The following is a 26741-nucleotide window of genomic DNA, read 5'->3' on the forward strand; positions in this document are numbered from 1 at the left end:
TTGTGTTGCAGTTTTTTCGTAAGTCCTTTCTCTTCAATGTCGACGTAGGAAACGAACGGTTTGCCGTCGCGCAATATGCCGCGCTGACGCGGCAAATTCCGATTCTCTACATCCTGCTGATGGTGAATGCTGCGGCACTCGCATGGACCCACCATGGGTCGGCCCCACAATGGCAGACGCTCTACGTGCCGGGCTTCCTGTCGCTGATCTGCATCGTCCGTCTGGCCAAATGGCATCTGCGGCGCAACGACCGCCCGACGCCCGAGCAGGCCGTCCGCAAAATGCGCGGCACCGTCATACTCGCCGGCCTCTTTTCCATCTGCTTCGGCTTCTGGGGTGTCAGCCTGTACCCCTTCGGCGATGCCTACCAGCAGAGCCACATCGCCTTCTTCCTGTCTATTTCAGCCATTTCCTGCGTCTTCTGCCTCATGAACCTGCCGCCGGCCGCACTGGTCACGGCAGGCAGCGTCTTCTTCATCCTGATCGGCAACTTCATGTTCAGCGGCCAGCCGGTGTTCACAGCCATCTCGATCAGTGTCTGCTTCATCTCGCTCGCCTTCATCCACGTCACGCACAGCAATTTCGACAACTTCGTGTCAATCGTGCGCATCTCCGACATTCTCGAACAAAAGCAAAAGGAGACCGAGCAACTCGGCGTCCTGAACGCCAAGCACGCGCTTGAGGACCAATTGACCGGCCTCGACAACCGGCGCAGCTTCTTCGAGAAAATCGACCAGGTGATGAAAACGGCGGCAGGCGGCAAGCCTCCGGTGATCGGCCTGATCGACCTCGATGGCTTCAAGCCGGTCAACGATGTGTTCGGCCATGCAGCCGGTGACTCGGTCCTCGTCGAGACAGCCCGACGCTTCCGCAAGATCCTGCAGCCCGGCACCACGATCGCGCGAATTGGGGGCGACGAATTCGGCTTCATCCTGCCTTCTGAACTGGATGCGGACGAGGCGTCGACCATCGCCAACGCCCTCTGCCTCGCGCTGAAGGACCACTACGAAACGCCCGCCGGCATCGCACGGCTTTCAGGCTCATGCGGTATCGTTGTTTCGCAAGAACGTCATGTGACGGCTGCAAGCCTCATCGAACAGGCAGATTTCGCGCTCTATCAGGCCAAGTCCAAACAGAATGGCGGCGTCGAAATCTTCTCCGAGCAGCACACGCAGCTTCTGCATGAACGGACGTCCATCGAGCGCGAACTGCGGATCGGCGATCTCCGGCAGGAGTTCTATCTGGCGTTTCAGCCGATCGTCGATCTGAAGACGGGTGAAGTTGTCAGCTTCGAGGCGCTCGGTCGGTGGCACAATGCGACATTGGGCGAGATCTCGCCCGCCGCCTTCGTGCCGATTGCGGAGCGCTGCGGGCTGATCAACGACGTATCGCTGATCCTCCTGCGGAAGGCGATCGACGCACTCGACGAACTGCCACTCGACTGCCGGATTTCGTTTAATCTTTCGGCGCGCGACATCTGCAATCATATCGACGCGCTGAAAATCCTCAGCCTTGTGGAGCGCTCGGGCGTCGCCACGAATCGCCTGGAATTCGAGATCACCGAAACGGCACTCCTGTCGAACTTTGAAACGGCGGAGAGGATGATCTCGCTTTTCCGTGCCGCCGGCATCAAGGTGGCGCTCGACGATTTCGGAACGGGCTATTCGAGCCTCAGCCACGTGCACCGCCTGGCCTTCGACAAGCTGAAGATCGACCGCAGCTTCGTTCAGCAGATGGAAAACGACGTCCGCTGCCGCAACATCGTGAAGTCGGTGGTCGATCTCTCGGCGAATCTCGGGATCGACTGCGTGGCGGAAGGCGTCGAGAGCGGTGCGATTGCGGCGCAGTTGAAAGCCATCGGCTGCAGCTATGGCCAGGGCTACCATTTCGACCGCCCGCTATCCTTCCAGAACGCCTTGAGCCTTGCCCGCAGCGCCGGGCGCCAACGTGTCGCACTGCGGGCATAGATTTTCCAGCCGGAAGCCGGCTTCAGAGATCAGAACTGATGCAGCGTGCCGGCAGCGGCCACTTTTGCGCGTTCCGCCTGGCTCTCCAACGCATCGACGAACACATCCGCCGTCTGATCGATGATCGGAAACGAGCCGTAATGGCACGGAATAATCGTCTTGAAGTCGAAATAGCGGCGGCATGCGAGCGCTGCGACGGCGCCGCCCATGGTGAAGCGGTCGCCGATGGGCACGATGCCGATTTCCGGCCGGTGCAGTTCGTTGATCAGCGCCATGTCGGAGAAGATGTCGGTGTCGCCCATGTGCAGAAGCGTCGGCCCGCCTTCGATGTGGAAGACGCAGCCATTGGCGTTGCCGAGCGCGTGCGACACGCCATCCTCGGTGATGTCGGCGGAGGAATGCAGAGCATTCACATAGGTCACCGAGAAGCCTTCATGATGGACGGTGCCGCCGGTGTTCGTCGGATCGAGCTTCTCCACGCCGCGATGCTTGCCGAGGAAGCCGCACAGATCGGCATTGGCGACGACGGTCGCACCGGTTTCCTTGGCGATCGCTGCGGTATCGCCGACATGATCCGCATGGCCATGGGTGAGCACGATATGCGTGACGCCCTGGACGGCATCCTTGCGATCGAGACCAGCGAACCCAGGATTTCCAGTGAGGAACGGATCGATCAGGATCGTTGCCTTCCCAGTTTCGATCCTGAAGGCGGCGTGTCCGAGCCAGGTCAGTTTCATCGATATCTCCTTGCTGATGCCCGAGCGGGGTTATTGCTCCGCGCCGGAAGATGGCGCAGAGAAGCCCAATTGCAAAACCCGGAAGGCCGATATCTTGTCAATCGTCGCGCTCGAAGACCTGCCCGGCCACATGCCCAAGGGCACCACGCTCGCCGGCCTCGATCTCGGCACCAAGACGATCGGCGTCGCTATTTCGGATCTGGGGCTGACGCTGGCAAGCCCGCGCGGGGTGATCCGGCGCGCGAAATTTTCCAAGGACGCGGACGCATTGCTCAAGCTTCTGGCGGAGCAGCAAGTTTCGGGAATCGTGATCGGACTGCCGATCAACATGGATGGTAGCCAGGGCCCCCGCGCGCAGGCTACCCGCGCTTTCGTGCGCAATATGGAGCCTTTGACCGAGCTTCCGTTCGCCTTCTGGGACGAGAGGTTGTCGACGGTGGCGGCCGAACGGGCGCTGATCGGCATGGATGTGTCACGCGCGAGAAGAGCTGAACGCATCGACGCCGCCGCGGCCGCGTTCATTCTTCAGGGAGCGCTCGACAGGCTCTCGTCGCTCTGAAGCGCCGTACTGCGCATTTGCCGTGCTGCCCACCACGCCCGGATCTCACGGCGCTTTCGGAACGCGACGATGCCCAGCACGATGAACGTGTCGACCACGAGCGCGCGCGCAACAAGCGGCGGTATGGTTTCCGGCTCGATTCCAAGCACATTGCCATAGATTTGGAAGACCAGATCGTGCGTCTCACGCGTCAGCATGAAAAATCCGAAGCTGATATCGTGATAGGAAAGCCCATACCAGGCGATCAGCGATCCCACCGGCGCGGCCCAGAGTATCAGAAACCATTTCATGATCGTGGCCTCGCATCGGGGAAGGTGTGGACGGACGCTGTCGCGGCGGCGATCCGGTTCTTGAGGTAAGCATTGGAAGCGGTCGCATCGTCGTCGGCAGCGGCTGTTTTAACGGTGGTCCCGTCAAGGAACAGCGCTACCGCCCCCGTCATCAGGAGCAGACCGGCTTCGATGAACACGCCTGCATCCACCCTGCCCTCGAGCCAGCTGAAGGCATGTGTTGCCGCTGTCAGCACCAATGCGCCGGTGACGGCAGCAACAAGCGTCTCGCCCGAATCGCGCTTGGTTGCGTCCGCGCCGAACAGCGCAAAGAGCGCCGCCAGGCAAAACAATGCGGCTATGCCGAATTCAGCGAATCCGAAGAGATGATGGATGCTCAACCAAGCAAACATGCCGGGCTCTGTGCCCAAGGGCGACGGAACGGCGCGGCTCAGCCCGGACATGGAAAACTCCACCATCCAGAACATCGATATGCCGATCACGATCGTCCGCATGCGTGGGAAGCCCTTGCCTCATTTGTCGCACCGTTAACAAAGCAAGTAGAAGGCGGTTGCAGAAAGCTTACCGCCAAAAACCCGTTAACGATCTGCTAACCATAAGGGAGCCAACGATTCCGGGCCATCGCGGCATTCAGCTATCGTCATTTATGGTTAACGGCGGTCCCATTGCGGAACGCGTTTGCTCATCCGTTGCATGGGGCCTAATGGACGGGCTTCGAAAGGCTCGCATTCATGATTCCGATCCTGCAAAGCATCATCCCGATCTTTCTGCTCGTGCTGCTCGGGGTCGTGCTGAAGCGCTGGAATGCCATCGACCAGGAATTTTGGTTGGGGCTGGAGCAGTTCGGCTATTTCGTCGCCTTTCCTGCCCTCCTCTCGATGACGCTCTACGAAGCCAATTTCGCAGCGCTCGACATCGGCCGCGTCGCGCTGACCGTCGCCATCACGCTTGGTCTGATGATGGCGCTCGTGCTTGCGCTTTGGCCGATCATGCAGCGGCAGGGCATCACCGCATCGAGCTTCACTACCATCTTCCAGACCGGCATTCGCTGGAACGGCTTCGTCGCGCTTGCCATCGCTAGCAGCCTTCACGGCGCTGAAGGGATTGCGCTCGTCGCGCTCGTGATGGCGCTGATCATCCTGCCGATCAATCTCGTTTGCGTGGCGGTGATGGTGTGGTTCGGCGGCGGGGCGCGCAAGCTCTCGGTGCTGGCGCTGCGCATGGTGCGCAACCCGCTCATCCTGTCCTGCCTCGCCGGCCTCGGCGCCCGCCATCTGCCGTTTGACATTCCCGCCCCGCTGATCACGGCGATCGATCTCATCGGCGCCAGCGCGCTCGGCCTCGGCCTGCTGATGGTGGGTGCTGGGCTGCGGGTCGGCGACGCTCTCAAACCACGCCCCGTCGCAGCGCTGACGTCCGCCATCAAGCTTGTCCTGTTTCCGCTGGTGATGGTCGCAGTGGCGCTCGCCATCGGGATCGAAGGCGCAACGCTCGAGATCCTGGTCCTATGCGCAGCGGTGCCGACGGCCATGAACGGCTATTTGCTTGCGCGCCAGATGAATGGCGATGCCCCGCTTTATGCGGCGATCACGACCATCCAGACGGCGGCCTCGATCGGGACCATGCCGCTGGCGCTGTTCCTGCTCCGTCAGCTTTCCGGATAGAGGAGATCGACGAGCTGGCGGGCGTCGAAACGGGAATCGAGCATGCCATAGGTGGAGCGCCAGGCGCCGGCCAACCGCGTTTCAATGAAGGCATCGGCGACGCGGCCTGCACCGATTCGGTTGAGTTCCGCTGCCGCAGCTGAAAGGGCCAGTTGCTCGGTCAGCATGCGGGCCGCACCCTGGTCACTTTCGCAGACCGCCATGGCAGCCTCCAGGACGTCTCGCGTCCGCCTGCCCGCGGCACCGAGATCGGCGGCGATCGTTTCGAGCACCACGTCGAAGAGATCGCGCCCGCGGGCCAGCACCCGCAGCACGTCGAGCGCCATGACGTTGCCCGAACCTTCCCAGATCGCGTTGACCGGGGCCTCGCGGTAGTGGCGGGCGAGCGCCTTTTCCTCGACATAGCCATTGCCTCCGACCGATTCCATCGCCTCGTAGACCAGAGCCGGAGCGATCTTGCAGACCCAGTATTTGACAACCGGCGTCATAAGGCGCGCATAAGCCGCTTCGCGCGGATCGTTGCGGGCGCGGTCGAAGGCGGTGGCAAGCCGCATGGAGAGCGCTGTCGCGGCTGCCACGTCGAGGGCCATGTCGCCGAGCACACGCGCCATCAACGGCTGGTCGACCAGCTTCTTGCCGAACACCGAGCGGTGCCTGGTGTGGTGCACCGCATCGGCAAGCGAGGATCGCATGATGCCGGCGGAGGCGACCGCGCAATCGAGCCGCGTCATGGTCACCATGTCGAGGATCGTGCGGATGCCCTCGCCCGGTTCGCCGAGCAAGAAGCCATAGGTGTCGGAAAACTCGACTTCGCTCGATGCGTTCGATCGATTGCCGAGCTTGTCCTTCAGGCGCTGGAACCGCAGACCGTTGAGTGATCCGTCTTCGAGGATGCGGGGAACCAGGAAACAGCCGATGCCTTCGGGCGTCTGGGCCAGCATCAGGAATGCATCGCTCATCGGCGCGGACATGAACCATTTGTGGCCGGCAAGCCGATAGATCCCCTCTCCCACACGCTCGGCAGACGTGGTGTTGGCGCGCACATCCGTGCCGCCCTGCTTCTCGGTCATGCCCATGCCGAGCGTGATGCCGGTCTTCTGCATCGCCGGCTTGTGGGCGGAATCATATTTGCGGGACAGGATCTTCGGCAGCCAATCGCGTTCGATCCGGGGCGACGCCATGATCGCGGCGACCGATGCATTGGTCATCGTGACGGGGCAGAGATGCCCGGTTTCGAGCCCCGCCGTCAGGAAAAACCGGATGGCACGCGCCTTGTGGGCGACGCCCGCTTCCGCCGGCAGATCTTCCCAGACCGAGGCATGCAGCCCGCCCGATACCGACTTGCGCAACAGCGCATGATAGGCGGGATGGAAATCCACCTGGTCGATGCGGTTGCCCTGGTGATCGTGGGTCTTCAGTTCCGGCGGGTTGCGGTTGGCGAGCCTTGCCAGATCCTGCGCCTCCGCACTCATCACGAAACGGCCGACGCCCTCGAAATCGAGGCGAAGCGCGCGATCCATGTCGAGCGTGATTTCGACGAGCAGCGGATCGGCGCGATAGGCATTCATCCCCGAAAAACGCGGCGGCTGGTTGAAGACGTCGTGGGTCGCTGGCGGGGGACGGGTGCTCATCGCCCTTCCTAACCGGATTCGAGCGCGATTGCAGCGGGATAGACGGAGAAATTGCGGTGGAGCAGCGCGGCTGCGCGCAGGGCCGGCGCTTGTTCGGGCGGCGGGCCGCGCCTATAGAGCGACGAGCCGCAAGCCGGAGCCCGTCACGCCCATGTCCTTTCCGCACCGCCACCTTCTCGGCATCAAGGGTCTGAACGAGGCCGACGTCCACTATCTCCTCGATCGATCAGACGCTGCCGTCGCGCTCAGCCGTCAGCGCGAAAAGAAGAAGGCGAGCCTGCGCGGACTCACGCAGATCAACCTCTTCTTCGAAGCGTCGACGCGCACTCAAGCCTCCTTCGAGCTGGCCGGAAAGCGGCTCGGCGCCGACGTCATGAACATGTCGGTCGGCAATTCGTCCGTCAAAAAAGGTGAGACGCTCGTCGATACGGCGATGACGCTGAACGCCATGCGGCCGGATATCCTGATCGTGCGGCATTCGTCGGCCGGTGCCGCAGCACTTCTCTCGCAGAAGGTCGGCTGCTCCGTCGTCAATGCCGGCGACGGCGCGCATGAGCATCCGACACAGGCGCTGCTCGATGCGCTGACGATCCGGCGTGCCAAGGGCAAGGTCGGCCGCCTGATCGTCGCCATCTGCGGTGATGTGCTGCACAGCCGCGTGGCGCGCTCTAACATCGTGCTTCTCAATCTCTTGGGCGCGCGCGTCCGCGTCATCGGCCCGTCCACGTTGATGCCTTCAGGCGTCAACGACATGGGTGTCGAGGTTTACACGTCGATGAAGGAAGGCCTGAAGGATGCCGACGTCGTCATGATGCTGCGCCTGCAGCGCGAGCGCATGTCAGGCGCCTTCGTGCCATCGGTGCGCGAATATTTCCGCTTCTATGGCCTTGATGCGGAGAAGCTTGCCTATGCCAAGGAGGATGCGCTGGTCATGCATCCCGGCCCGATGAACCGCGGCGTCGAGATCGCCTCGGAGATCGCCGACGGTCCACAGAGCGTCATCGAGCAGCAGGTGGAAATGGGGGTCGCCGTGCGCATGGCCGTCATGGAAACGCTTCTCACCGGCGAGGAGGTGCAGCCATGACGATCACGGTCCTCACCGGCGCGCAGATCATCGATCCGTCGCGCGGCATCGATGAGATCGGTTCCGTCATCATCAAGGACGGGATCATCGAAGCGGCCGGCGCCGGTGCCCACAATCAGGGCATACCAGAAGGCTCCAAAATCATCGACTGCCGCGATAAGCTGGTCATTCCGGGGCTCGTCGATACGCGGGTTCATGTGGGCGAGCCCGGCAGCGAGCACCGCGAGACGATCGCTTCGGCCAGTCGCGCAGCCGCCGCGGGCGGTGTCACGTCCTTTGTCATGATGCCGGATACGAGCCCGGCGATCGACGATGTGGCGCTCGTCGAGTTCGTGCTGAAGACAGCGCGCGATTCGGCGATCGTTCGGGTTTATCCGGCAGCTGCGCTGACAAAAGGCCTCGCCGGCGAAGAGATGACCGAGATCGGCCTTCTCTCGGCCGCAGGCGCTGTCGTATTTACCGATGGCCGGCGCACGCTCGCCAACACTGCCGTCATCCGCCGCGCGCTGACCTATGCGCGCGATTTCGGCGCCTTGATCGCCTGCGAGACGCAGGACAAGCATCTTGCGGCCCAAGGCGTGATGAACGCCGGGCTTTTCGCGAGTTGGCTCGGCTTGTCAGGGATCCCGCGCGAAGCGGAGATCATTCCGTTGGAGCGCGACCTGCGCCTCGCCGCACTGACGCGCGGACGCTACCACGCAACCAGCATCTCGGTTCCCGAATCCAGCGACGCCATTGCGGCTGCAAAAGCGCGCGGGCTCGACGTGAGCGCCGGCATCTCGATCAACCATCTGACGCTGAACGAGAACGACATCGGCGAATACCGCACCTTCTTCAAGCTGTCGCCGCCGCTGCGCACCGAGGAGGACCGTCGCGCGATGGTGGAGGCCGTGCGCGACGGCACGATCGACATCATTTCGTCGGCCCATGACCCGCAGGACGTCGATACCAAGCGCCTACCCTTCTCCGACGCGGAGAATGGCGCCATCGGTCTCGAAACGCTGTTCGCCGCCGCATTGCGGCTGCACCATTCCGGCGACGTGCCGCTCCCTCGGCTCATCGACGCGCTTTCGACGCGCCCAGCCAAGCTTTATGGCCTAGACGCGGGCACACTGAAGCCTGGGGCACGGGCTGATCTGGCGATCGTCGATCTCTACGAGCCCTTCGTGTTTTCGAAGGATCGCATCGTCTCGACCTCCAAGAACACGCCGTTCGAAGATGCACGCTTCCAGGGGCGCGTCTTGCAAACCTTCGTGGCGGGCGCCACAGTCTTCAAAGCGGATTGAGCCGGAGTTGATGCATGCCTGAACCGATCATCACGCAGGTCCCCTTCGACCTGTTCCTGGTTGCGCTGGCGTTCGGCTACCTGCTCGGCTCCATCCCCTTCGGGCTCATCCTGACGCGCATGGCCGGGCTCGGGGACGTGCGTAAGATCGGGTCCGGAAACATCGGCGCCACGAACGTTCTGCGCACCGGCAACAAGAAGCTTGCGGCCGCAACGCTGATCGGAGATGCCCTCAAAGGAACGCTGGCGGTCGTCGTCGCCGCACAGTTTTCCGAAATCCTCGCCATCATCGCCGGCTTCGGTGCGTTTATCGGCCACCTTTTCCCCGTCTGGCTGAAGTTTCGCGGGGGCAAGGGCGTTGCAACCTATGTGGGTGTGCTGCTCGGGCTTGCGCCCGCCATGGTGCTGATCTTCGCGGTGATCTGGATCGGAACGGCCTATTTCACGCGCTATTCCTCACTTGCCGCGCTTCTTGCAGCGATCGTCGTTCCGCTCTCCTTCTTCATTCTGGGCGAAATGCGGTTGATGGAGCTTTTCGTCATCATGAGCATCATCACCTTCATCAAGCACCGAGCGAATATCGGCCGGCTGATCAACGGCACCGAAAGCCGGATCGGGGCCCGCGGCTGATGGCGCACGATGGGGGCGCCGGCCGGCCGCGCGGGATTGCGCTCACCGATCGCCAGCGCCTCGCCTGGCTGCGCCTCATCCGCAGCGACAATGTCGGACCTGCCACCTTCCGCGAACTGATCAACCATTGTGGCTCGGCAGAAGCTGCGCTCGATGCCCTGCCCGACCTTTCGGCACGTGGTGGCGGGCGGTCGCTGCGCGTGGCGAGTGTCGAACAGGCCGAGCGGGAACTCGAACAAGCAACGCGCTTCGGTGCGCGCTTCGTCGGGATCGGGGAGCCGGACTACCCGCCGCTTCTGCGTTCGATCGATGCCGCTCCACCGCTTCTGGCGGTGAAAGGTGACACATCACTGACCCAAAAGCCGGCCGTGGCCTTCGTCGGATCGCGCAATGCATCGGCCGCGGGCGCAAAGTTCACCGCCCGCATGGCGCTCGAGGTCGGGGCCGCAGGATATGTCGTCGTATCCGGCCTCGCTCGAGGCATCGATGCGGCAGCCCACCGTGCGACGCTCGAAACGGGCACCATCGCGGCAATGGCCGGTGGGCTTGACATGCCCTATCCGCCCGAAAATCTCGAGCTCTACCAGCAGATGACGGACGGCGCCGGTCTTGCCGTTTCGGAAATGCCATTTGGCTGGGAGCCCCGCGCCCGCGACTTTCCGCGCCGCAATCGCCTGATTGCCGGCATCGGCTACGGCCTCGTCGTGGTCGAGGCAGCGACCCGCTCGGGCTCGCTCATCTCGGCGCGTCGTGCCGCGGATTTCGGCCGCATCGTCTTCGCGGTTCCAGGATCGCCGCTTGACCCGCGATCGGCCGGCACCAACGCGCTGATCAAGGACGGCGCAACGTTGATTATCGGCAGCACCGACATTCTGGAAGCCCTGGCGCCTCTGGTCGGCAGGCCGGTCGCGCCCCCGCTCTCGGTGCGCGAGCGGGACGAGGATGGACCTGGCTTGCAGGCCGAGCCTGGCGAAACAGATCGCGACAGGATCGTTTCGGCGCTGGGCGCGACGCCCGTCGAAGTGGACGATATCGTGCGCCATACCGAGTTGCCGCCGGCTGTCGTTTACCTGGTCCTGCTCGAGCTTGATCTTGCCGGGCGCCTATCCCGTCATCCGTCCGGACTGGTCAGTCTTCTTACGGATGATGTCTGACGGCTTGACGCCGAGCTGGATGTCGCCCGCCTCAACATACGCCATCTCGATGAGATAGCAGAGCATGAAGCACCGCTGCTGCTCAGCCATGACGCGCAGTTCGCCAAGCATCTGCCGGATAAACGCTATTGTCTCCGGGTCATGCGCATGGTTGCGCCCGCCATTTGTCTGACCATCCATTTTGAGGTCTCCCGCGCGCAGCGCCTCATCCAAGCTCAGGATCAACCATCCCAAGCCAATGTCAGAAACATAGCGGTTCTAGTCATAAGTGCAACACACCGTTATGCGTCTTCAGGTTGTATAACTCCATGCGCAAATGCTGCGTGATCGGAAATGACTTGACCTCAAGCCGCTTGCTGTCCATCTCCGAGCCTGAGATCGCCGCCAAGCGGCACTATCCAGCACTGGTCGCGCGGTGCTCACTCATCAGAATTTGAGCGTGTTCATGAACGTCGTCGTCGTCGAATCGCCTGCCAAGGCAAAGACAATCAACAAATACCTCGGCAAGGACTTCAAGGTCCTGGCCTCGTTCGGCCATGTGCGCGACTTGCCGGCCAAGGACGGCTCGGTGAAGCCGGACGAGGATTTCGAGATGAGCTGGGAGGTGGATACCGCCTCCAACAAGCGACTGAAAGACATCACCGACGCGCTGAAGGGCGCCGACAGCCTCATTCTCGCGACCGACCCGGATCGCGAAGGGGAAGCCATTTCCTGGCACGTGCTCGAAGTGCTGAACAAGAAGAAGGCGCTGAAGGGCAAGTCCGTCCAGCGCGTCGTCTTCAACGCGATCACCAAGAAGGCCGTGCTCGATGCGATGGCCAATCCGCGCGATATCGATGCGCCGCTGGTCGATGCCTATCTGGCGCGGCGCGCGCTCGACTATCTCGTTGGCTTCAATCTGTCTCCGGTTCTGTGGCGCAAACTGCCCGGCGCGCGCTCGGCCGGCCGCGTTCAGTCGGTGGCGCTTCGTCTCGTTTGTGATCGCGAAGCCGAAATCGAGCGCTTCGTCGCCGAAGAATACTGGCAGATCAGCGCCGACCTGAAGACACCGCGCAACGACGTCTTCAATGCGCGGCTCTCGTCCTATGAGGGCAAGCGGATCCAGCGCCAGACCGTGTCGAATGTTGGCGAAGCCGACACGATCAAGGCGATGCTCGAAGGCGCCTCCTTCACGGTCGAAAGCGTCGAGGCAAAGCCGACAAAGCGCAACCCAGCTCCGCCCTTCACGACCTCGACCCTGCAGCAGGCTGCATCGTCGAAGCTCGGCTTCAACGCCAAGCGCACCATGCAGGTCGCGCAAAAGCTCTATGAAGGCATCGACATCGGCGGCGAGACCGTCGGTCTCATCACCTATATGCGAACCGATGGCGTGCAGATGGACATGAGCGCCATCGAGGCCGCATGCGAGGAGATCGCGTCGAATTTCGGCGACCGCTACCGGCCCGAAAAGCCGCGCTTCTATTCGACCAAGGCGAAGAACGCACAGGAAGCCCACGAGGCGATCCGCCCCACCGGCTTCGAGCGCCGTCCCGATGACGTGAAGCGCTATCTCGACCAGGACCAGATCCGTCTTTACGACCTGATCTGGAAGCGGGCGATCGCCAGCCAGATGGCATCGGCGGAGATCGAGCGAACCACCGTCGAGATCGCCGCCAAGAATGGCGACAAGATCGCTGGCCTGAGGGCCACGGGCTCCGTCATCCGCTTCGACGGCTTCATCGCCGCCTACACGGATCAGAAGGAAGACGGCGAGCAATCCGACGACGGTGACGACGATGGCCGTCTGCCTGAAATCAACGCGCGCGAGACCGTCGCCAAAGAGAAAATCAACGCATCCCAGCATTTCACCGAGCCGCCGCCGCGCTATTCGGAAGCGACGCTGATCAAGCGCATGGAGGAGCTCGGCATCGGCCGGCCCTCGACCTATGCGGCGACGCTTTCCACGCTGCAGGACCGTGAATATGTCGAGATCGACAAGCGCAAGCTGATCCCGCAGGCCAAGGGACGTCTCGTCACGGCGTTTCTGCAGAACTTCTTTGAGCGCTATGTCGAGTACGACTTCACGGCCAATCTCGAAGAGCAGCTCGACAAGATCTCGAACGGCGATCTCGCCTGGAAAGACGTGCTGCGCGCTTTCTGGAAGGATTTCTTCGCGCAGATCGAGAACACCAAGGAACTGCGCGTTTCCGACGTGCTCGACGTATTGAACGAAGAGCTTGCCCCGATCGTCTTCCCCAAGCGCGAAGACGGCGGCAATCCACGCATCTGCCCGACCTGCGGCATCGGCAATCTGTCGCTGAAGCTCGGCAAGTTCGGCGCCTTCGTCGGCTGCTCGAACTATCCGGAATGCAATTTCACCCGCCAACTGTCCGCCGAGAGCGCCAATGGCGATGAAGCGCAGCTGTCCGGCGAGCCGAAGGATCTGGGCCGCGACCCACACACGGGCGAGCCGATCACGCTTCGATCGGGCCGTTTCGGACCTTACGTCCAGCGGGGCGACGGCAAGGAAGCGAAGCGCTCGAGCTTGCCGAAGGGCTGGAAGGTCGAAGACATCGACCATGAAAAGGCGATGGCGCTGATCGGCCTGCCACGCGACATCGGCAAGCACCCCGAAACCGGCAAGATGATTTCGGCCGGCCTCGGCCGCTACGGTCCCTTCCTTCTGCACGATGGCGGCTACGCCAACCTTGAGACGGTCGAGGACGTCTTCACCATCGGCCTCAACCGGGCGGTGACGGTGATTGCGGAACGCAAGGCCAAGGGCCCTGCGCGCGGTCGCACAGCCACTGCTGCGTTGAAGGAGCTTGGCGAGCACCCCGATGGCGGCGCGATCACCGTGCGCGACGGCCGCTATGGCCCCTATGTCAATTGGGGCAAGGTCAACGCGACGCTTCCGAAGGACCTCGACCCGCAGGCCGTGACGCTTGAAAAGGCGCTGGAGCTGGTGGCCGAGCGCGCCGGCAAGAGCGGCAAGAAGGCTGCGCCGAAGAAGGCGGCAGCCAAGAAGGCAGCCCCGGCCAAGAAGCCGGCTACCGAAAAGAAGGCCGCACCGAAGAAGAAGGCAGCCGCCGCCAAGACATCGACCGAGAAGACAAGTTCGGCAAAATCGAAGGAGGCGTAGGGGTCCGACCCTTCGCCGGAGGCAAGACCATCGCCCACTCCACCCTGCCCGACCGCGAGACGCTGCTCGCTTTCATCGCGGACAACCCGGATCGCGCCACCAAGCGCGATATCGCCAAGGCCTTTGGGCTCAAGGGCGAGGATCGCGTTGCGCTGAAGGATCTGCTGCGTGATCTGGCTGATGACGGGCTTGTCCAGAAGGACCGCAAGCAGCTCGTCCGTCCAGACAAGCTGCCGCCCGTCACGCTCATCGACATCACGACACGCGACGCCGAAGGCGGACTGATCGGCCGGCCTGCCGAATGGGACGACGCGCAGAAAGTTGCGCCCGCCGTGTCGATCCGCCTCAACAAAGCGGTCGGCCGCTCGGGCAAGCCCGGTCGCACGCCCGGTGTCGGCGATCGGGTGCTGGCGAAGATCTTCCCGTCGAAGGAAAAGACCGGCCCGGCCTACACCGCGCGGGTCATCAAGCTGATCGACAAGCGCAAGGACGCTTCTCTCGGTGTCTTCCGTGCCGAGCCCGGTGGTGGCGGACGCATCATGCCGATCGAGCGTCAGCAGAACGAGCTCGTCGTCGAAGCGGCACAGGCCAATAACGCCCAAGACGGCGATCTGGTCGAGATCGCAGTCACCCGGATCGGACGGTTCGGCCTGGCACGTGCAGAGGTTCTTTCCGTCATCGGCTCGGTTTCGAGCGAGAAGGCGATCTCGATGATCGCCATCCACGATCACGGCATTCCGCATGTTTTTCCCGACAGCGTCATTGCCGAGGCGGAGGCCGCAAAGCCGGCGACCATGGCGCACCGCGAAGACTGGCGGGATCTCGCGCTGGTCACGATCGATCCACCGGACGCGAAGGACCATGATGACGCGGTCCATGCCGAGCCGGATCCCTCCCCCGACAACAAGGGCGGCCACATCGTCACGGTCGCGATCGCCGACGTCTCCCACTATGTGCGCTCCGGATCGCAGTTGGACCGCGAGGCGCTGAAGCGCGGCAACTCGGTCTACTTTCCGGACCGGGTCGTGCCGATGCTGCCCGAACGCATTTCCAACGACCTCTGCTCGCTGAAGGAAGGCGTCGACCGGCCCGCACTCGCCGTGCGCATGACCTTTTCGAAGGATGGCCAGAAGCTGCGCCACAGTTTCCACCGCATCATGATGAGGAGCCTCGCCAAGCTCTCCTATCAACAGGCCCAGGCGGCCATCGACGGCGCAACGGACGTCAAGACGGACACGCTGCTCGAAGGCGTGCTGAAGCCGCTCTGGGAAGCCTACGGCACGATGCGCAAGGGCCGCGACAAGCGACAGCCCCTGGAGCTCGATCTGCCGGAGCGCAAGATCGTGCTCGACAAGGATGGCAAGGTCGACAAGGTGATCGTGCCGCCGCGTCTCGATGCCCACAAGCTCATCGAAGAGTGCATGATCCAGGCGAATGTGGCCGCTGCGGAAACACTGGAGCGCAAGCGCCAGAGCCTGATCTATCGCATCCACGACGCACCATCTCTGGCCAAGCAGGAAACTCTGCGCGAGTTCCTGGCGACGCTTGATCTGTCGCTTGCGCGCGGCAGCCTTCGCGCCAACAATTTCAACCACATCCTTGCATCGGCAAGCGGCAAGCCGCATGAGACGATGGTGTCGGAGATGGTCCTGCGGTCGCAGAGCCAAGCGATCTACAGCCCTGACAATCTCGGTCATTTCGGCTTGAACCTGATGCGATACGCGCATTTCACGTCTCCGATTCGCCGCTACGCCGACCTGATCGTCCACCGGGCGCTCATCGGCTCTCTGAAGCTGGGAGATGGCGCGATCACGCCTGAAGAGGAAGCGGCGCTGGTCGACATCGCAGCCGATATCTCCACGTCGGAACGCCGGGCGATGGCCGCGGAGCGCGACACGGTCGACCGGCTGATCGCCCATCATCTGGCCAGCCGGGTCGGCGATACGTTCGAGGGCCGCGTCTCCGGTGTCGTCAAATCCGGCCTCTTCGTCTCGCTTCCGCAGTTCGGTGCAGACGGCTTCGTGCCGGTCTCGACGCTCGGCTACGACTATTTCATCTATGACGAGGCCCATCAGTCGATGACGGGTCGCGAGAGCGGTGAAGGCTTCCGGCTTGGTGACACGGTGGACGTGAAGCTGGTCGAGGCGCTCCCGCTCGCGGGTGCGCTCCGTTTCGAGATCGTCAGCGAGCCACGCAAGATGCCTGCGGGTGCGAGATCGTTCCACAAGGCAAAGCACGGCGAAAAGCGTCGTGGCGCGGCGAAAAAGCCCGGCACAAGGCCGCCACGCGGCCGTCGCTGAGGCAAAAGCGCGCCGAAAAAGCTGAGAGGGGCGACATCGGCACCGTTCGCGCCTATATGGTCCATCAGCGCCCGGGTTCAGAACAGAGACCTTCGATCATGCAGACTTTCGGACAATCGCACGCGGCAGACGACCGGCATGATGGCGCTCCTCGCGCGCTTGGCGGGTCGATCATGCGTGGCTTGAAGTCTCGCTGTCCGGCCTGTGGCGAAGGAAAGCTGTTCCGCGCGTTCCTGAAGCCTGTAGATTACTGCGCTTCGTGCGGCGAAGCGATGCATCACCACCGCTCCGACGACCTGCCGCCCTATCTCGCGATCTTCATCGTCGGCCACGTTGTGGTTGCCGGCTACATGTTCGGGGAACGCGTCGTCGACTGGACGTCGTGGCAGGCGCTTGCGTTCTGGATCCCGGTGACACTGATCCTGACGGTGGCGAGCATGCAGCCGCTGAAAGGTGGCGTCATCGGTCTGCAATGGGCCTTGCGTATGCATGGCTTCGGCGGCGAGGACGATCCGCTGGACGAGGTGCCCGATGAGAGCCGGACCTGACGGAACATGACTGGCATGGCGCGCGACCAGGCGCCCCGAGTTGGCACACGCTATATCACCTCGAACGAGCATCCCCTGCTGAGGCCGAAGGATGCCGCTTCGATCATACTCATCGATCGTGCTGGTCCTGAGATCCGATTTCTCGTCGGCAAGCGCGCTCGCGCCCACACCTTCATGCCCAATTTCTACGTGTTTCCCGGTGGTCGTCGCGATCGCGCCGATTCGCGGGTCGGCGTCGCCAGACCGCTGAAAGAGACCGTGACGGAGCGCCTCATGGCGAGGACCGATCGTGCCATGACCGCCGCTCGGGCGCAGGCGCTGGCGGTTGCCGCCGTTCGCGAGACGTCGGAAGAGGCCGGGCTCATGATTGCCGGCAACGGCAAGGTCGGTCTCCATTCCAACTGGTCCGGTTTCTCCGAGCGCGGGCTGGCACCGGACCTCTCATCCCTTCGCTACGTCGCGCGGGCAATCACGCCACCGCGACAGAGCCGGCGGTTCGACACGCGGTTCTTCGCCTGTTTCCTCGACGAGATCGGCGCCGACCCGAAGGACGTTTCCGACAGCGAGGAACTTCAGGATCTCACCTGGATCGGGTTCGACGATATCGACCGGATGCAATTGCCGCGCATTACCCGCACGATCATCGGCGATCTCCAGGATGCGCTGGGCGCGCAGCCAGACCTGCCTTTCGATCAACCGGTCCCCTTCTACTACGTGAAGCACGGCACCTTCGTGCGCGACATCATCTGAATTCCATGCGGAGCAACACCATGCGGTCCGAGGTCGGTACGACGATCCGGTGGTCTTCGTTGATCGCTGCGCTTGCGGCCATCGGCGCTGTCGGCGTTGCCATCGGCCTTGGCCTGCCGCTGCTCAGTGTCATCATGGAGCGACGCGGCATCTCCTCCTCGATGATCGGCTTCAATACGGCGTTTGCCGGCTTGGCATCGATCGCGGCCGCACCGCTTGCACCAAAGCTTGCGCGCTGGTTCGGCGTCGCGCGCACCATGATCGTGATGCTCTGCCTCGCTGCGGCAAGCGGCCTTTGCTTCTATATTGCAGAACCCTTCTGGACATGGTTTCCGCTTCGCGTGGTGTTCCACGGTGCCGTCACCATCGTGTTCATCCTGTCGGAATTCTGGATCAACGCCGCGGCACCGCCGGAGCGGCGCGGGCTCGTGCTTGGTGTCTATGGCACCGTTCTGGCTCTTGGTTTTGCCACCGGCCCGCTGATCTTCGCCGTGATCGGGAGCCAGGGGATGCTGCCCTTTGCGGCCGGCGCCGCCATTGTGCTCGCGGCGGTCATTCCCATCGCGCTGGCGCGCAACGAAGCGCCGCGGATCGAAGAGAAGCCGCGGCGCAGTTTCCTGCGCTACGTCTTTCTGGTGCCGACGGCTACTGCCGCCGTCTTCGTCTTCGGTGCCGTCGAAGCGGGCGGGCTGGCGCTGTTCCCCATCTATGCGGCGCGCACCGGCTTCACCGAATCGGAAGGTGCGCTTCTGCTTACGGCGATCGGCCTTGGCAACGTGCTGCTGCAGATCCCAATCGGCCTCGTTGCCGACCGGGTGAAGAGCCGGCGCATCTTGCTGACGCTGCTGGCTCTGATCGGGCTTGCAGGCTCTGCCGCACTGCCGTTCATAGTGGGAGGCTGGTGGCTGATGGCGGCGGTGCTCTTCGTGTGGGGCGGCGTCGTTTGCGGGCTCTACACGGTCGGCCTGACCCATCTTGGCGCCTCGCTCAAAGGCGCCGATCTTGCAGCCGCCAATGCCGCCTTCATCCTCTGCTACGCGCTCGGTGCTCTTATCGGGCCGCAGACTATCGGAATCGCCATGGACATCTTCGGGACGGATGGATTCGCGATTGCGCTTGGATTCTTCTTCAGCCTCTACGTGCTCCTGACGCTCGGGCGTATGATTTTCGGACCCGCGCGGGGCTGAAACCCTGGGTACAAGGCTCCAACACGACCTTCGGGGCCCAATCGACCTTGACATCCGCGGGACAATCAGTAGGTATCGCCCCAAGTTTCTCGCGCCGTGGAGCCCTTCGGCTGTCCGCGGCGTCGTTTTTGACGAGCAGGAATTCCCATGGCCAAGGCAACCACAATCAAGATCAAGCTGCTTTCGACGGCAGACACCGGCTTCTTCTACGTCACGAAGAAGAACAGCCGTACCATGACCGACAAGATGAACAAGACGAAGTACGACCCGATCGCGCGCAAGCACGTCGAGTTCAAGGAAACGAAGATCAAGTAAGTCTTCGTTCTGCGCGGCACGCCGCGTGGACTTCGTCGGATGAGCATTGGAAACCCTGGACTTTGCGTCCGGGGTTTTGTCGTTTCGAAGATAACTTGGTGACGTGAGTGACTGGACAGCTGGTGGCCGCGCCAACAAAAAGGGGTCGATCAGGCGCTCGACGTGGTACGAGGATGCCACGTTTGATCGAGCGCTCTGATCGACCGACCCCATGACCCAGGAGATGCGGCGGACCTGAACATCACGGGGTTATCTTTTTAGGTGAAGTGTCCCAACGCCTCACCCTTGAAGCTTCGCCCAAAAACCCTAGGAAATCAATCTTGCGTTAAGCACTTTCTAAAGCGCACCGGACCTTGGTTAATCGTGGGGGCTGTAAGCGACGTCCGATACCTGCAGAACCGTGTATAGAATTTTTTACAGTTATAAGCACCAAGTCTAGTGACACTGACGTGGTGCTCGGCCGGCTTCACGATCCACTCTGACGCTTTCGTCACAAGCGATACATAATTTTTTCCACGCAACAACGAAATGGATGAGAGCAGGTCTAGGCTGCTGCTGCGACCACACGGTTGCGACCGCTGCGCTTGGCCGTGTAGAGCGCTTCGTCCGCGCGCTGAAAGACGCTGCTTGCAGCCGCTTCACCATCCTTGAGCGTCGCGATGCCGAGCGAGGCAGTGACCGAGAGAGGCTCGGCGCGGCCGTTGACCCGAAAGGGCACGGCCTCGATGCTGACGCGTAGGCGCTCGGCGACAGCTGCGGCTAGGGTACCGTCGGTATCCGGCATTACGACAACGAACTCTTCGCCCCCATAACGGCAGGCGAGATCGGCACCGCGCACGGCTTGCTTGATGCGGCGCGACAGTTCCCGCAGCACATCGTCGCCGGCCTGATGCCCGAAGTTGTCGTTGATCGACTTGAAGCGATCGAGATCGATCATGCAGACGGAAAGCGGTCTTTCCCGCTTGCTCGAGCGCTCGACCAGAACAGGCATGTGGGTGTCGAGATAACGTCGGTTGTAGAGGCCCGTCAAAGCATCGGTGACGGCCAGTTCGATCGTGGCGCGCACGCTGCTGCGCAAGTGATCGTTGTAGCGCTTGCGCTTGATCTGGGTGTTGGCACGCGCCAGAAGCTCGTGCGGGTCGATAGGGCGCTGGATGTAATCGTTGACGCCGAGTTCGAGCGCGCGCGTGACGAGAGCCTGCGAACCAGCTTCAGCCATCAGCATCACCGGCAAGAAGCGCGTGCGCTCCACCGAGCGCAGCTGCGAGCAAAGCCGCAACGGATCGTAATTGGTGAAATTGTCGCTGATAATGGCAAGATCGTAAGGCCGTTCCGCCGCTTCGAACAGCGCGGCCTGCGGATCCGACATGCACACCACCTCGGCGATCGGTGCAAGCATGCGGGTGACGCGCTCCTGGGCACTGACGCGTTCATCGACGAGCAGGACATGGGCCTTGTCGATTCCGTCAACGCCGTTGATCAGATCCTGCGTTCCAATCAGCTCAGCGGTCTCGGCGCGCATGCGCAGCTCGTCGCCAAGCGCCTTCAGGCGCAGCAGGCTGCGCACCCGTGTCATGAGCTGGATGTCGTTGACTGGCTTGGTCAGGAACTCGTCGGCACCTGCACGAAGCCCCCTCACCCGATCTTCCGATTGATCGAGCGCCGTCACCATCACCACCGGAATATGTGCGGTGCGCGGGTTCGCCTTCAGCCGCTCGCAGACCTCGAAGCCATCCATGCCGGGCATCATGATGTCGAGCAGGATGAGGTCGACCTGTGTCGCGGCGCAGACATTGAGCGCGCTCGGGCCGTCCACGGCGGTCAGAACTTCGAAATAGTCGGCGAGCAGCCTGGCTTCGAGAAGCTTGACGTTGGCCGGGACGTCATCGACGACGAGAATGCGCGCGGTCATGCCTCACCCAGATAGGTCTTTATCGTTTCGAGAAAGCGCGGCACGGAGATCGGCTTCGAAATATAGGCCTCGCAACCGCCCTGACGGATGCGCTCCTCGTCTCCCTTCATGGCAAAAGCCGTGACGGCGATGACCGGGATCGAGTGAAGCTCGTCATCGGCCTTCAGCCATTTTGTGACGTCGAGGCCGGAGACTTCCGGAAGCTGGATGTCCATGAGGATCAAATCGGGGCGGTGGGCGCGGGCAAGATCGACCGCTTCGGTCCCGTTGCGGGTCTGGATGGTCTCGTAGCCGGACGCCTCGATCAAGTCGCGGAACAGCTTCATGTTCAGCTCGTTGTCCTCGACAATCAAAACGGTCTTGGGCATAGATACTCCCATCAGCGGTTCACCTCGGCTTGGACGTCTCGTCGCCGGCGAAAGCCGCTCCCTTCACTGTTCTACCGTATCGGCATCTGGTTGAGGAAAAGCAAACTCTTGGCATCAAATGCAACACAACCCGGAAAAGACGGGACTGAAGCCGAGACGATCGCGATTTCTATACTTGGCTGGCTGGCGAACGAACCGGAGCTTCTCGGCCGCTTTCTGTCGCTGACCGGCATGAGCGTTTCGACCCTGCGCCAGTCGGCCGGTGAGCCTGGCTTTCATCTGGCGCTGATCGACTTCCTCATGGACCACGAGCGGACCTTGATGGATTTCTGCGCGGCGACCGGCGAAAAGCCCGAGCACGTCGCACGCGCCCACCGGGCGCTGTCCGGCCCGCCTGGCCTCGACACCAACAGCTTCTGACCGATGCCAGCTGTCCTTCCCGAAGATCTTGCCCAGTTCGACTGGGTTGCGCGTTCCAGCCGCCCTCTGATCGTCTGCGATGTCGATGAAGTCGTGCTCGAATTCGTCACGCCCTTCATCGCCTACCTCGAGAACAAGGGCCTGGAGCTGCGCCCCTCGTCGTTCCGGTTGCACGGCAATGTCTGCCGGCGTGACGATGGCACGCCTGTCTCGGATCGGGACATCTCGGCCAGCATCGAGGCGTTCTTCGTCGAGCAGCATGATTGGCAAACACCGGTTGCCAGCGCCGCCGAAACGCTCGCCGTATTGAAGCACCACGCGGACATCGTCTTTCTGACGGCGATGCCGCCGCGCCATTTCGCCGTTCGGCGCGCTCTGCTCGACGCGCACGACATGTCCTACCCGATGATTGCGACCGAGGACGAAAAAGGCACGGTGCTTCATCTCATTCACGGGGATCGCGACACTAAGGTCGTGTTCATCGACGACATCTTCCACAATCTGCACTCCGTGCGCGACCGGCTGCCGAACGCTCTCCTCATCAACCTGATGGCCAACGACACATTCCGCGCTCTGGCGCCGCATCCTGGCGAGAAGGTCGCGATGGCGAAGGACTGGAACGAGACGCGTGATCTGATCCTCGAATTTCTTGAGAATTGACGCTCCGACTCGCTAACCCGACGTCTTGAGCATCTGAACGCTAGCGCTTATCGTGCAGGTGTTCAACTTATGTTCCAGAGGACCACAGTCTCGCGCCATGGGTGACGCCGTCTTGAGCTTCTGCCGCGATTGCCTGCGGCCGGCCGTTTCGCGCGGCCGGTTTTGCCAGGCGTGCGGCAGCCCGCGCATTGTGCGTCATGCCGAGCTCGACCGTCTGTCGATCGCCCATATTGATTGCGACGCTTTTTATGCAGCGGTGGAAAAGCGCGACAACCCGGAGCTTGCCGATAAGCCGGTGATCATCGGCGGCGGCAAGCGCGGTGTCGTGTCAACGGCCTGCTATATCGCCCGCATCTCCGGTGTTCGCTCGGCCATGCCGATGTTCAAGGCGCTCGAGGCCTGCCCCGAAGCGGTCGTCATCAAGCCGAACATGGAGAAATACGTCGCGGTCGGTCGCGAGGTGCGGCGGATGATGGAAGCGCTGACGCCGCTCGTTCAGCCGATCTCGATCGATGAAGCATTTCTTGACCTCACCGGCACGGAAAAGCTGCACCGGGACAGTCCTGCCCGCACCTTGGCGCGCTTTGCGACGCGGGTGCAGAACGAGATCGGGATTACGGTTTCGGTGGGGCTTTCCTACTGCAAGTTTCTCGCCAAGGTCGCGTCCGATCTCGACAAGCCGCGGGGCTTTGCGGTGATCGGCGAAGCCGAGGCACTCGAGTTTCTGGCCGATAAGCCCGTGACGATGATCTGGGGCGTGGGCAAAGCCTTCGCCGACAAGCTTGCCGCCGACGGCATCCGCTCGATCGGCCAGTTGCAACGCATGGAGGAAGGCGTTCTCATGGCGCGCTACGGCTCCATGGGGCAACGGCTCTACCGGCTCTCACGCGGGCGCGACGAGCGGGTCGTCGAACCCCGCGAGGCTGCCAAGAGCGTTTCGGCGGAAACAACATTTAACAGCGATCTCGGCCGTCCCGACGATCTCGTGCCGGTTCTGCGCTCGCTGTCGGAAACGGTCGCCCATCGATTGAAGGCATCGGGCATCGCCGGGCAGACCGTGGTGCTGAAGTTGAAGACGGCCGATTTTCGCATTCGCACCCGCAATAGGCGTCTGGATGACCCGACGCGTTATGCCGATCGGATCTTCCGCACCGGACTTTCCCTGCTGGAGAAGGAAATGGACGGAACGAAATTCCGGCTGCTCGGGATCGGCGTTTCCGACCTCACCGACCTTGCCCGCGCGGACATTCCTGATCTCGTCGATCCTCTGGCAGGCCGCCGGGCCGTGGCAGAAAGCGCCATGGACAGCGTGCGCGCCAAGTTCGGGCGGGCAAGCGTTGAAACGGGCTATACGTTCGGCCGAGGAAATCGCGGGCGCCCGGAACGTGACGACGCCTGATTTTTCCCGATTAACGGATCACTCGGCAATCGCAAGATTCCGGAAATCTATCTCGGGCAGACTGAGGACGATCCCTTGTCTGTATCGAGTAAGAAATCATGGATCGACGATCTTTTCTGGGCCTTCTGTCCGTTTCCCTGCTGGCGTCCGGCGGCATTCGCGAAGCGGTCGCTTCAAGCAGCAAGGAACCGCTGACGATCTGCGTGTCGCTCGATGCGCAGCGGCTCGTTGTTTTCTCCGGCCTTGACGAGATTGCCTCCTCGCCGATTTCCAGTGGCAAGGCTGGCCATACGACGCCGACCGGCATCTTCTCGATCTTGGACAAGCGCACGTTCCACCGCTCGAACATCTATTCCAATGCGCCGATGCCCCATATGCAGCGGCTGACCTGGTCCGGAATCGCGCTCCACGCCTCGAACCATGTGCCCGGCTATGCAGCTTCCCACGGCTGCGTGCGCATGCCGAATGACTTCGCTCGCGACCTCTTCGCGATGACGCAGCTGCAGGCCCATGTTGTCATCACACGCGAAAGCATCCGGCCTAAGTCGATCCGACATCGTGCTCTGCCCGACGCGCTCACGCCATACGATCGGCTGATGGCAGGCAATCTGGAACTGCGGCTGGACACGCATGATCCGCATGCGGATGGGGTCGAGGTGGCATCTGCAGGTCAGATGACTGCAACGGCAAACGATGCAGGATCGGCCGAACCTCCGCGATCGCCACTGCGGCTCTTCCTCACGCGCCGCACCCACCGCGAGCTTACCCAGGATGCGCAGCAACTGCTCAACACGCTTGGTTTTGATGCCGGTGCTACCGATGGATTCGCCGGGCCACGCACCGCCGATGCGCTCCGTCGCTTCCAAAAGGAAGCAGGTCTTGCGCCGACCGGCTATCTGGCGAAGGCCGATATCGACGCCTTGTACGAAGCTGCGGGCAAGGGCGACGTGCCTGCCGGGCATCTCTATGCGCGGCGCGACTTCGTGCCGATTTTCGACATGCCGGTGCATTTGAAGTCGCCGGAGCGCCCGCTGGGCGCGCATCTGCTCACGGTGTCTGCCATCACGGCTGGCAGGGCGACGTGGAACGGCCTGTCCTTGTCGGACCGGCCTGCCCCTTCGGTCGCCGGATTGACCGCACTTGAACCCGATGCCTCCCCGACGGCCGCGCAAGTCGACCTAGCGTCGACGCTTGACCGACTGCAGCTCACGCCAGCGATCTCCGATCGACTGTCGCGAGAGCTGACGGTCGGCTCGTCGCTCGCCATCTCGGACAACGGCCTCGGCACGGAAACCGGCAAAGGCACCGATTTCATCGTGGTGACGCGGCGGGGATGACGGGAACGAACAGCGCGCCGGTTACTGGCGGCTGAGGCTGATCTCGCTCGTCACGACCTCGGCACCCGTTGTGGGGCTGGTGTCGATCGTGCGGATGATCATGGAATCCGGGTCGGGCACTTCCACCTGCATGCGTGCCTCGCTGTCGCCATTGACTTCCTGAGCCCAGGCGACCTGAAGATCGAGCGTGTTGCCGTTTCGGGCGCCCGAAAGCGCCGACTGTCCGCCGCGGGGACCGGTGTATATGCCTTCATAACTGGTGCCACTGGTGTTCGTCAGCTGCGCCGAGACGTTCTGGCGGATGATTGCCATGGCGCGACAGGTGCCATCGAGACTGAAACTCTGGGCCTCGGCGCTGGACGTAAACTGGCAGTTCACGCCAACCGGGTCGCTGTCGGCAGTGCGCCGCGCCGTGCCCTCGCCGGCCCAAGAGCCCGACAGCCCCTCAATGAATGCCGTGTCTTCGGCCGCTGCCGGAAGGCTCACGCCGATGACGAGGGCGGGCACCAAGACTAGAATAAGCTTCATGATCGTGTCTCCTGACAGAGTGTCGTTTGTCATTTGACGAGCGTGCCCTTCATCGATCGCCGCATCCCAATTGGCGCAGCAATGCGTGCGGGATAAGACGGCGAAGATCACAAAGGCGTGTTGACGCGCACGGCGCAGATCCTGGCCATGCTGAATTTCACGAAAGATGAAGCGATTTCTTCTCTAAAAGTCGACGACGAGGCCTTCGCTCAGCGTCACCCGGCGATCCATGAGACCGGCCAGTTCGTGATTGTGCGTGGCAATCAATGCCGCGAGGCCGGACTGACGCACCAGTGCCTCCAGAGCCTCGAAGACATAGCCGGCCGTTTCGGGATCGAGATTGCCGGTGGGCTCGTCGGCAAGCAGGATCAGCGGTGCATTGGCGACGGCACGGGCAATCGCCACGCGCTGCTGTTCGCCACCGGAAAGCTCCGACGGACGGTGGCCGGCGCGGTGGCCGATGCGCATGTAATCCAGAAGCTGCGCGGCGCGCTCCGACGCTTCCTTTTCCGGCAGGCCGCCGATCAGCTGCGGCATCATGATGTTTTCGAGTGCCGTGAACTCGGGCAGCAGATGGTGGAACTGGTAGACGAAGCCGATATCGCTGCGCCGGCGATCGGTCCGCTGCTCGTCCGTGAGGTTGGAGCAGGGATCACCGGCCAAAAGCACCTCGCCGGCATCCGGCTTTTCCAGGAGACCCGCGACATGCAGCAGCGTCGACTTGCCAGCGCCCGACGGCGCGACGAGTGCGACGATTTCGCCGCGCTTCAAGGAAAAGTCGGCACCGCGCAGAATGGCGAGCTCGGTGTCGCCCTGGTTGTAGTGCCGTTCGACCTGCTGAAGCTGCAGCACATAGGGTGCGGTATCGAGGACCATGCGGATTTTCTATTCTGTT

General features: G+C 62.5%; 26 protein-coding genes. 17 read left to right on the plus strand and 9 right to left on the minus strand.

Annotated features, from left to right (window positions below):
* The first annotated feature begins 5 nt into the window (after positions 1 to 5).
* Complete coding sequence (locus PU133_RS13485) at positions 6 to 1967, plus strand: putative bifunctional diguanylate cyclase/phosphodiesterase (protein WP_404862118.1); 1962 nt, start codon at positions 6 to 8, stop codon at positions 1965 to 1967.
* A 29-nt stretch (positions 1968 to 1996) separates the two neighbouring features.
* Here the strand turns inward: PU133_RS13485 and PU133_RS13490 are convergent, their stop codons facing one another.
* Positions 1997 to 2704 carry a metal-dependent hydrolase gene (locus PU133_RS13490; protein WP_404862119.1) on the minus strand — a complete coding sequence of 236 codons (708 nt, stop codon included), beginning with the start codon at positions 2702 to 2704 and terminating at the stop codon, positions 1997 to 1999.
* A 130-nt stretch (positions 2705 to 2834) separates the two neighbouring features.
* On the opposite strand from PU133_RS13490, the gene ruvX reads away from it, so the two are divergent.
* Positions 2835 to 3263 carry a Holliday junction resolvase RuvX gene (gene ruvX / locus PU133_RS13495; protein ID WP_404864539.1) on the plus strand — a complete coding sequence of 143 codons (429 nt, stop codon included), beginning with the start codon at positions 2835 to 2837 and terminating at the stop codon, positions 3261 to 3263.
* On the opposite strand, the gene PU133_RS13500 is transcribed toward ruvX, so the two are convergent.
* Together PU133_RS13500 and PU133_RS13505 are read right to left on the minus strand one after the other, a co-directional pair.
* The gene (locus tag PU133_RS13500; RefSeq protein ID WP_404862120.1) at positions 3230 to 3553 is read right to left on the minus strand and encodes a DUF6105 family protein; all 324 of its coding nucleotides are present in this window, start codon (positions 3551 to 3553) and stop codon (positions 3230 to 3232) included. The genes ruvX and PU133_RS13500 overlap by 34 nt on opposite strands.
* Positions 3550 to 4047 (minus strand): hypothetical protein, encoded by a 498-nt coding sequence (locus PU133_RS13505; protein WP_404862121.1) that lies wholly within the window; start codon positions 4045 to 4047, stop codon positions 3550 to 3552. Before PU133_RS13505 ends, PU133_RS13500 begins: the two co-directional genes overlap by 4 nt.
* A 237-nt stretch (positions 4048 to 4284) precedes the next feature.
* Between PU133_RS13505 and PU133_RS13510 the strand changes: the two genes are divergently transcribed.
* Positions 4285 to 5217, plus strand: coding sequence for an AEC family transporter (locus PU133_RS13510; protein ID WP_404862122.1), 933 nt, complete (start codon positions 4285 to 4287; stop codon positions 5215 to 5217).
* Here PU133_RS13510 and PU133_RS13515 read toward each other — a convergent pair.
* Positions 5202 to 6848, minus strand: a complete 1647-nt coding sequence (locus PU133_RS13515; protein ID WP_404862123.1) for an acyl-CoA dehydrogenase family protein — start codon at positions 6846 to 6848, stop codon at positions 5202 to 5204. The two genes, PU133_RS13510 and PU133_RS13515, sit on opposite strands and share 16 nt — an antisense overlap.
* Positions 6849 to 6999: 151 nt before the next feature.
* On the opposite strand from PU133_RS13515, the gene PU133_RS13520 reads away from it, so the two are divergent.
* From PU133_RS13520 to dprA, 4 genes are read left to right on the plus strand one after another with little or no spacing between them, the layout of a single operon-like run.
* Positions 7000 to 7932: an aspartate carbamoyltransferase catalytic subunit gene (locus PU133_RS13520; RefSeq protein ID WP_404862124.1), complete on the plus strand. Its 933-nt coding sequence runs from the start codon at positions 7000 to 7002 to the stop codon at positions 7930 to 7932.
* Positions 7929 to 9218, plus strand: coding sequence for a dihydroorotase (locus tag PU133_RS13525; protein ID WP_404862125.1), 1290 nt, complete (start codon positions 7929 to 7931; stop codon positions 9216 to 9218). The genes PU133_RS13520 and PU133_RS13525 overlap by 4 nt, the downstream gene beginning before the upstream one ends.
* Positions 9219 to 9232: 14 nt before the next feature.
* Positions 9233 to 9847, plus strand: a complete 615-nt coding sequence (gene plsY, locus PU133_RS13530) for a glycerol-3-phosphate 1-O-acyltransferase PlsY (RefSeq protein WP_404862126.1) — start codon at positions 9233 to 9235, stop codon at positions 9845 to 9847.
* Positions 9847 to 11001 carry a DNA-processing protein DprA gene (gene dprA, locus PU133_RS13535; RefSeq protein WP_404862127.1) on the plus strand — a complete coding sequence of 385 codons (1155 nt, stop codon included), beginning with the start codon at positions 9847 to 9849 and terminating at the stop codon, positions 10999 to 11001. Before plsY ends, dprA begins: the two co-directional genes overlap by 1 nt.
* On the opposite strand, the gene PU133_RS13540 is transcribed toward dprA, so the two are convergent.
* Complete coding sequence (locus PU133_RS13540) at positions 10951 to 11214, minus strand: hypothetical protein (RefSeq protein ID WP_404862128.1); 264 nt, start codon at positions 11212 to 11214, stop codon at positions 10951 to 10953. The two genes, dprA and PU133_RS13540, sit on opposite strands and share 51 nt — an antisense overlap.
* A 232-nt stretch (positions 11215 to 11446) precedes the next feature.
* On the opposite strand from PU133_RS13540, the gene topA reads away from it, so the two are divergent.
* The 6 genes from topA (at position 11447) to rpmG (ending at position 19222) form a co-directional block, all read left to right on the plus strand.
* A complete protein-coding gene (gene topA, locus PU133_RS13545) occupies positions 11447 to 14122 on the plus strand; it encodes a type I DNA topoisomerase (RefSeq protein WP_404862129.1) in 2676 nt (891 codons plus the stop codon).
* Positions 14107 to 16422: a ribonuclease R gene (gene rnr, locus PU133_RS13550; protein ID WP_404864540.1), complete on the plus strand. Its 2316-nt coding sequence runs from the start codon at positions 14107 to 14109 to the stop codon at positions 16420 to 16422. Before topA ends, rnr begins: the two co-directional genes overlap by 16 nt.
* 98 nt (positions 16423 to 16520) lie before the next feature.
* Positions 16521 to 16970, plus strand: a complete 450-nt coding sequence (locus PU133_RS13555) for a DUF983 domain-containing protein (RefSeq protein WP_404862130.1) — start codon at positions 16521 to 16523, stop codon at positions 16968 to 16970.
* Positions 16971 to 16985: 15 nt separating this feature from the next.
* On the plus strand, positions 16986 to 17720 hold the full coding sequence (locus PU133_RS13560; protein ID WP_404862131.1) for an NUDIX hydrolase: 735 nt from the start codon (positions 16986 to 16988) through the stop codon (positions 17718 to 17720).
* A 20-nt stretch (positions 17721 to 17740) separates the two neighbouring features.
* Positions 17741 to 18907, plus strand: a complete 1167-nt coding sequence (locus PU133_RS13565; RefSeq protein ID WP_404862132.1) for an MFS transporter — start codon at positions 17741 to 17743, stop codon at positions 18905 to 18907.
* Between the two features lie 147 nt (positions 18908 to 19054).
* Entirely contained in the window at positions 19055 to 19222 is a 168-nt protein-coding gene (gene rpmG / locus PU133_RS13570) for a 50S ribosomal protein L33 (protein WP_126010637.1), read from the plus strand.
* A 544-nt stretch (positions 19223 to 19766) separates the two neighbouring features.
* Here the strand turns inward: rpmG and PU133_RS13575 are convergent.
* Both PU133_RS13575 and PU133_RS13580 read right to left on the minus strand, forming a co-directional pair.
* Complete coding sequence (locus tag PU133_RS13575) at positions 19767 to 21134, minus strand: PleD family two-component system response regulator (protein WP_404862133.1); 1368 nt, start codon at positions 21132 to 21134, stop codon at positions 19767 to 19769.
* On the minus strand, positions 21131 to 21502 hold the full coding sequence (locus tag PU133_RS13580; RefSeq protein WP_126010639.1) for a response regulator: 372 nt from the start codon (positions 21500 to 21502) through the stop codon (positions 21131 to 21133). Before PU133_RS13580 ends, PU133_RS13575 begins: the two co-directional genes overlap by 4 nt.
* A 108-nt stretch (positions 21503 to 21610) precedes the next feature.
* Between PU133_RS13580 and PU133_RS13585 the strand changes: the two genes are divergently transcribed.
* From PU133_RS13585 to PU133_RS13600, 4 genes are all read left to right on the plus strand, one after another.
* Positions 21611 to 21922, plus strand: a complete 312-nt coding sequence (locus PU133_RS13585; protein ID WP_126010640.1) for a DUF3572 domain-containing protein — start codon at positions 21611 to 21613, stop codon at positions 21920 to 21922.
* Positions 21923 to 21925: 3 nt separating this feature from the next.
* On the plus strand, positions 21926 to 22582 hold the full coding sequence (locus PU133_RS13590; RefSeq protein WP_404862134.1) for a hypothetical protein: 657 nt from the start codon (positions 21926 to 21928) through the stop codon (positions 22580 to 22582).
* Between the two features lie 97 nt (positions 22583 to 22679).
* A complete protein-coding gene (locus tag PU133_RS13595; protein ID WP_404864541.1) occupies positions 22680 to 23981 on the plus strand; it encodes a DNA polymerase IV in 1302 nt (433 codons plus the stop codon).
* 98 nt (positions 23982 to 24079) lie between these two features.
* The gene (locus PU133_RS13600; protein ID WP_404862135.1) at positions 24080 to 25318 is read left to right on the plus strand and encodes a L,D-transpeptidase family protein; all 1239 of its coding nucleotides are present in this window, start codon (positions 24080 to 24082) and stop codon (positions 25316 to 25318) included.
* A 21-nt stretch (positions 25319 to 25339) separates the two neighbouring features.
* Here the strand turns inward: PU133_RS13600 and PU133_RS13605 are convergent, their stop codons facing one another.
* Together PU133_RS13605 and PU133_RS13610 are read right to left on the minus strand one after the other, a co-directional pair.
* Complete coding sequence (locus PU133_RS13605; RefSeq protein ID WP_404862136.1) at positions 25340 to 25846, minus strand: hypothetical protein; 507 nt, start codon at positions 25844 to 25846, stop codon at positions 25340 to 25342.
* Positions 25847 to 26029: 183 nt separating this feature from the next.
* On the minus strand, positions 26030 to 26722 hold the full coding sequence (locus PU133_RS13610) for an ABC transporter ATP-binding protein (RefSeq protein WP_126010644.1): 693 nt from the start codon (positions 26720 to 26722) through the stop codon (positions 26030 to 26032).
* Positions 26723 to 26741: the final 19 nt, after the last annotated feature.

Source organism: Georhizobium sp. MAB10 (assembly GCF_045012825.1).
Classification (GTDB): Bacteria; Pseudomonadota; Alphaproteobacteria; order Rhizobiales; family Rhizobiaceae; genus Georhizobium; species Georhizobium profundi.

What these genes read in the sequence shown, in the direction of transcription:
- PU133_RS13490 (WP_404862119.1), bottom strand. Translation starts at nt 2,704, where the DNA reads ATGAAACTGACCTGGCTCGGACACGCCGCCTTCAGGATCGAAACTGGG.
- ruvX (WP_404864539.1), top strand. Translation starts at nt 2,835, where the DNA reads ATGCCCAAGGGCACCACGCTCGCCGGCCTCGATCTCGGCACCAAGACG.
- PU133_RS13500 (WP_404862120.1), bottom strand. Translation starts at nt 3,553, where the DNA reads ATGAAATGGTTTCTGATACTCTGGGCCGCGCCGGTGGGATCGCTGATC.
- PU133_RS13505 (WP_404862121.1), bottom strand. Translation starts at nt 4,047, where the DNA reads ATGCGGACGATCGTGATCGGCATATCGATGTTCTGGATGGTGGAGTTT.
- PU133_RS13510 (WP_404862122.1), top strand. Translation starts at nt 4,285, where the DNA reads ATGATTCCGATCCTGCAAAGCATCATCCCGATCTTTCTGCTCGTGCTG.
- PU133_RS13515 (WP_404862123.1), bottom strand. Translation starts at nt 6,848, where the DNA reads ATGAGCACCCGTCCCCCGCCAGCGACCCACGACGTCTTCAACCAGCCG.
- PU133_RS13520 (WP_404862124.1), top strand. Translation starts at nt 7,000, where the DNA reads ATGTCCTTTCCGCACCGCCACCTTCTCGGCATCAAGGGTCTGAACGAG.
- PU133_RS13525 (WP_404862125.1), top strand. Translation starts at nt 7,929, where the DNA reads ATGACGATCACGGTCCTCACCGGCGCGCAGATCATCGATCCGTCGCGC.
- plsY (WP_404862126.1), top strand. Translation starts at nt 9,233, where the DNA reads ATGCCTGAACCGATCATCACGCAGGTCCCCTTCGACCTGTTCCTGGTT.
- dprA (WP_404862127.1), top strand. Translation starts at nt 9,847, where the DNA reads ATGGCGCACGATGGGGGCGCCGGCCGGCCGCGCGGGATTGCGCTCACC.
- topA (WP_404862129.1), top strand. Translation starts at nt 11,447, where the DNA reads ATGAACGTCGTCGTCGTCGAATCGCCTGCCAAGGCAAAGACAATCAAC.
- PU133_RS13555 (WP_404862130.1), top strand. Translation starts at nt 16,521, where the DNA reads ATGCAGACTTTCGGACAATCGCACGCGGCAGACGACCGGCATGATGGC.
- PU133_RS13560 (WP_404862131.1), top strand. Translation starts at nt 16,986, where the DNA reads ATGGCGCGCGACCAGGCGCCCCGAGTTGGCACACGCTATATCACCTCG.
- PU133_RS13565 (WP_404862132.1), top strand. Translation starts at nt 17,741, where the DNA reads ATGCGGTCCGAGGTCGGTACGACGATCCGGTGGTCTTCGTTGATCGCT.
- rpmG (WP_126010637.1), top strand. Translation starts at nt 19,055, where the DNA reads ATGGCCAAGGCAACCACAATCAAGATCAAGCTGCTTTCGACGGCAGAC.
- PU133_RS13575 (WP_404862133.1), bottom strand. Translation starts at nt 21,134, where the DNA reads ATGACCGCGCGCATTCTCGTCGTCGATGACGTCCCGGCCAACGTCAAG.
- PU133_RS13580 (WP_126010639.1), bottom strand. Translation starts at nt 21,502, where the DNA reads ATGCCCAAGACCGTTTTGATTGTCGAGGACAACGAGCTGAACATGAAG.
- PU133_RS13590 (WP_404862134.1), top strand. Translation starts at nt 21,926, where the DNA reads ATGCCAGCTGTCCTTCCCGAAGATCTTGCCCAGTTCGACTGGGTTGCG.
- PU133_RS13595 (WP_404864541.1), top strand. Translation starts at nt 22,680, where the DNA reads ATGGGTGACGCCGTCTTGAGCTTCTGCCGCGATTGCCTGCGGCCGGCC.
- PU133_RS13600 (WP_404862135.1), top strand. Translation starts at nt 24,080, where the DNA reads ATGGATCGACGATCTTTTCTGGGCCTTCTGTCCGTTTCCCTGCTGGCG.
- PU133_RS13605 (WP_404862136.1), bottom strand. Translation starts at nt 25,846, where the DNA reads ATGAAGCTTATTCTAGTCTTGGTGCCCGCCCTCGTCATCGGCGTGAGC.
- PU133_RS13610 (WP_126010644.1), bottom strand. Translation starts at nt 26,722, where the DNA reads ATGGTCCTCGATACCGCACCCTATGTGCTGCAGCTTCAGCAGGTCGAA.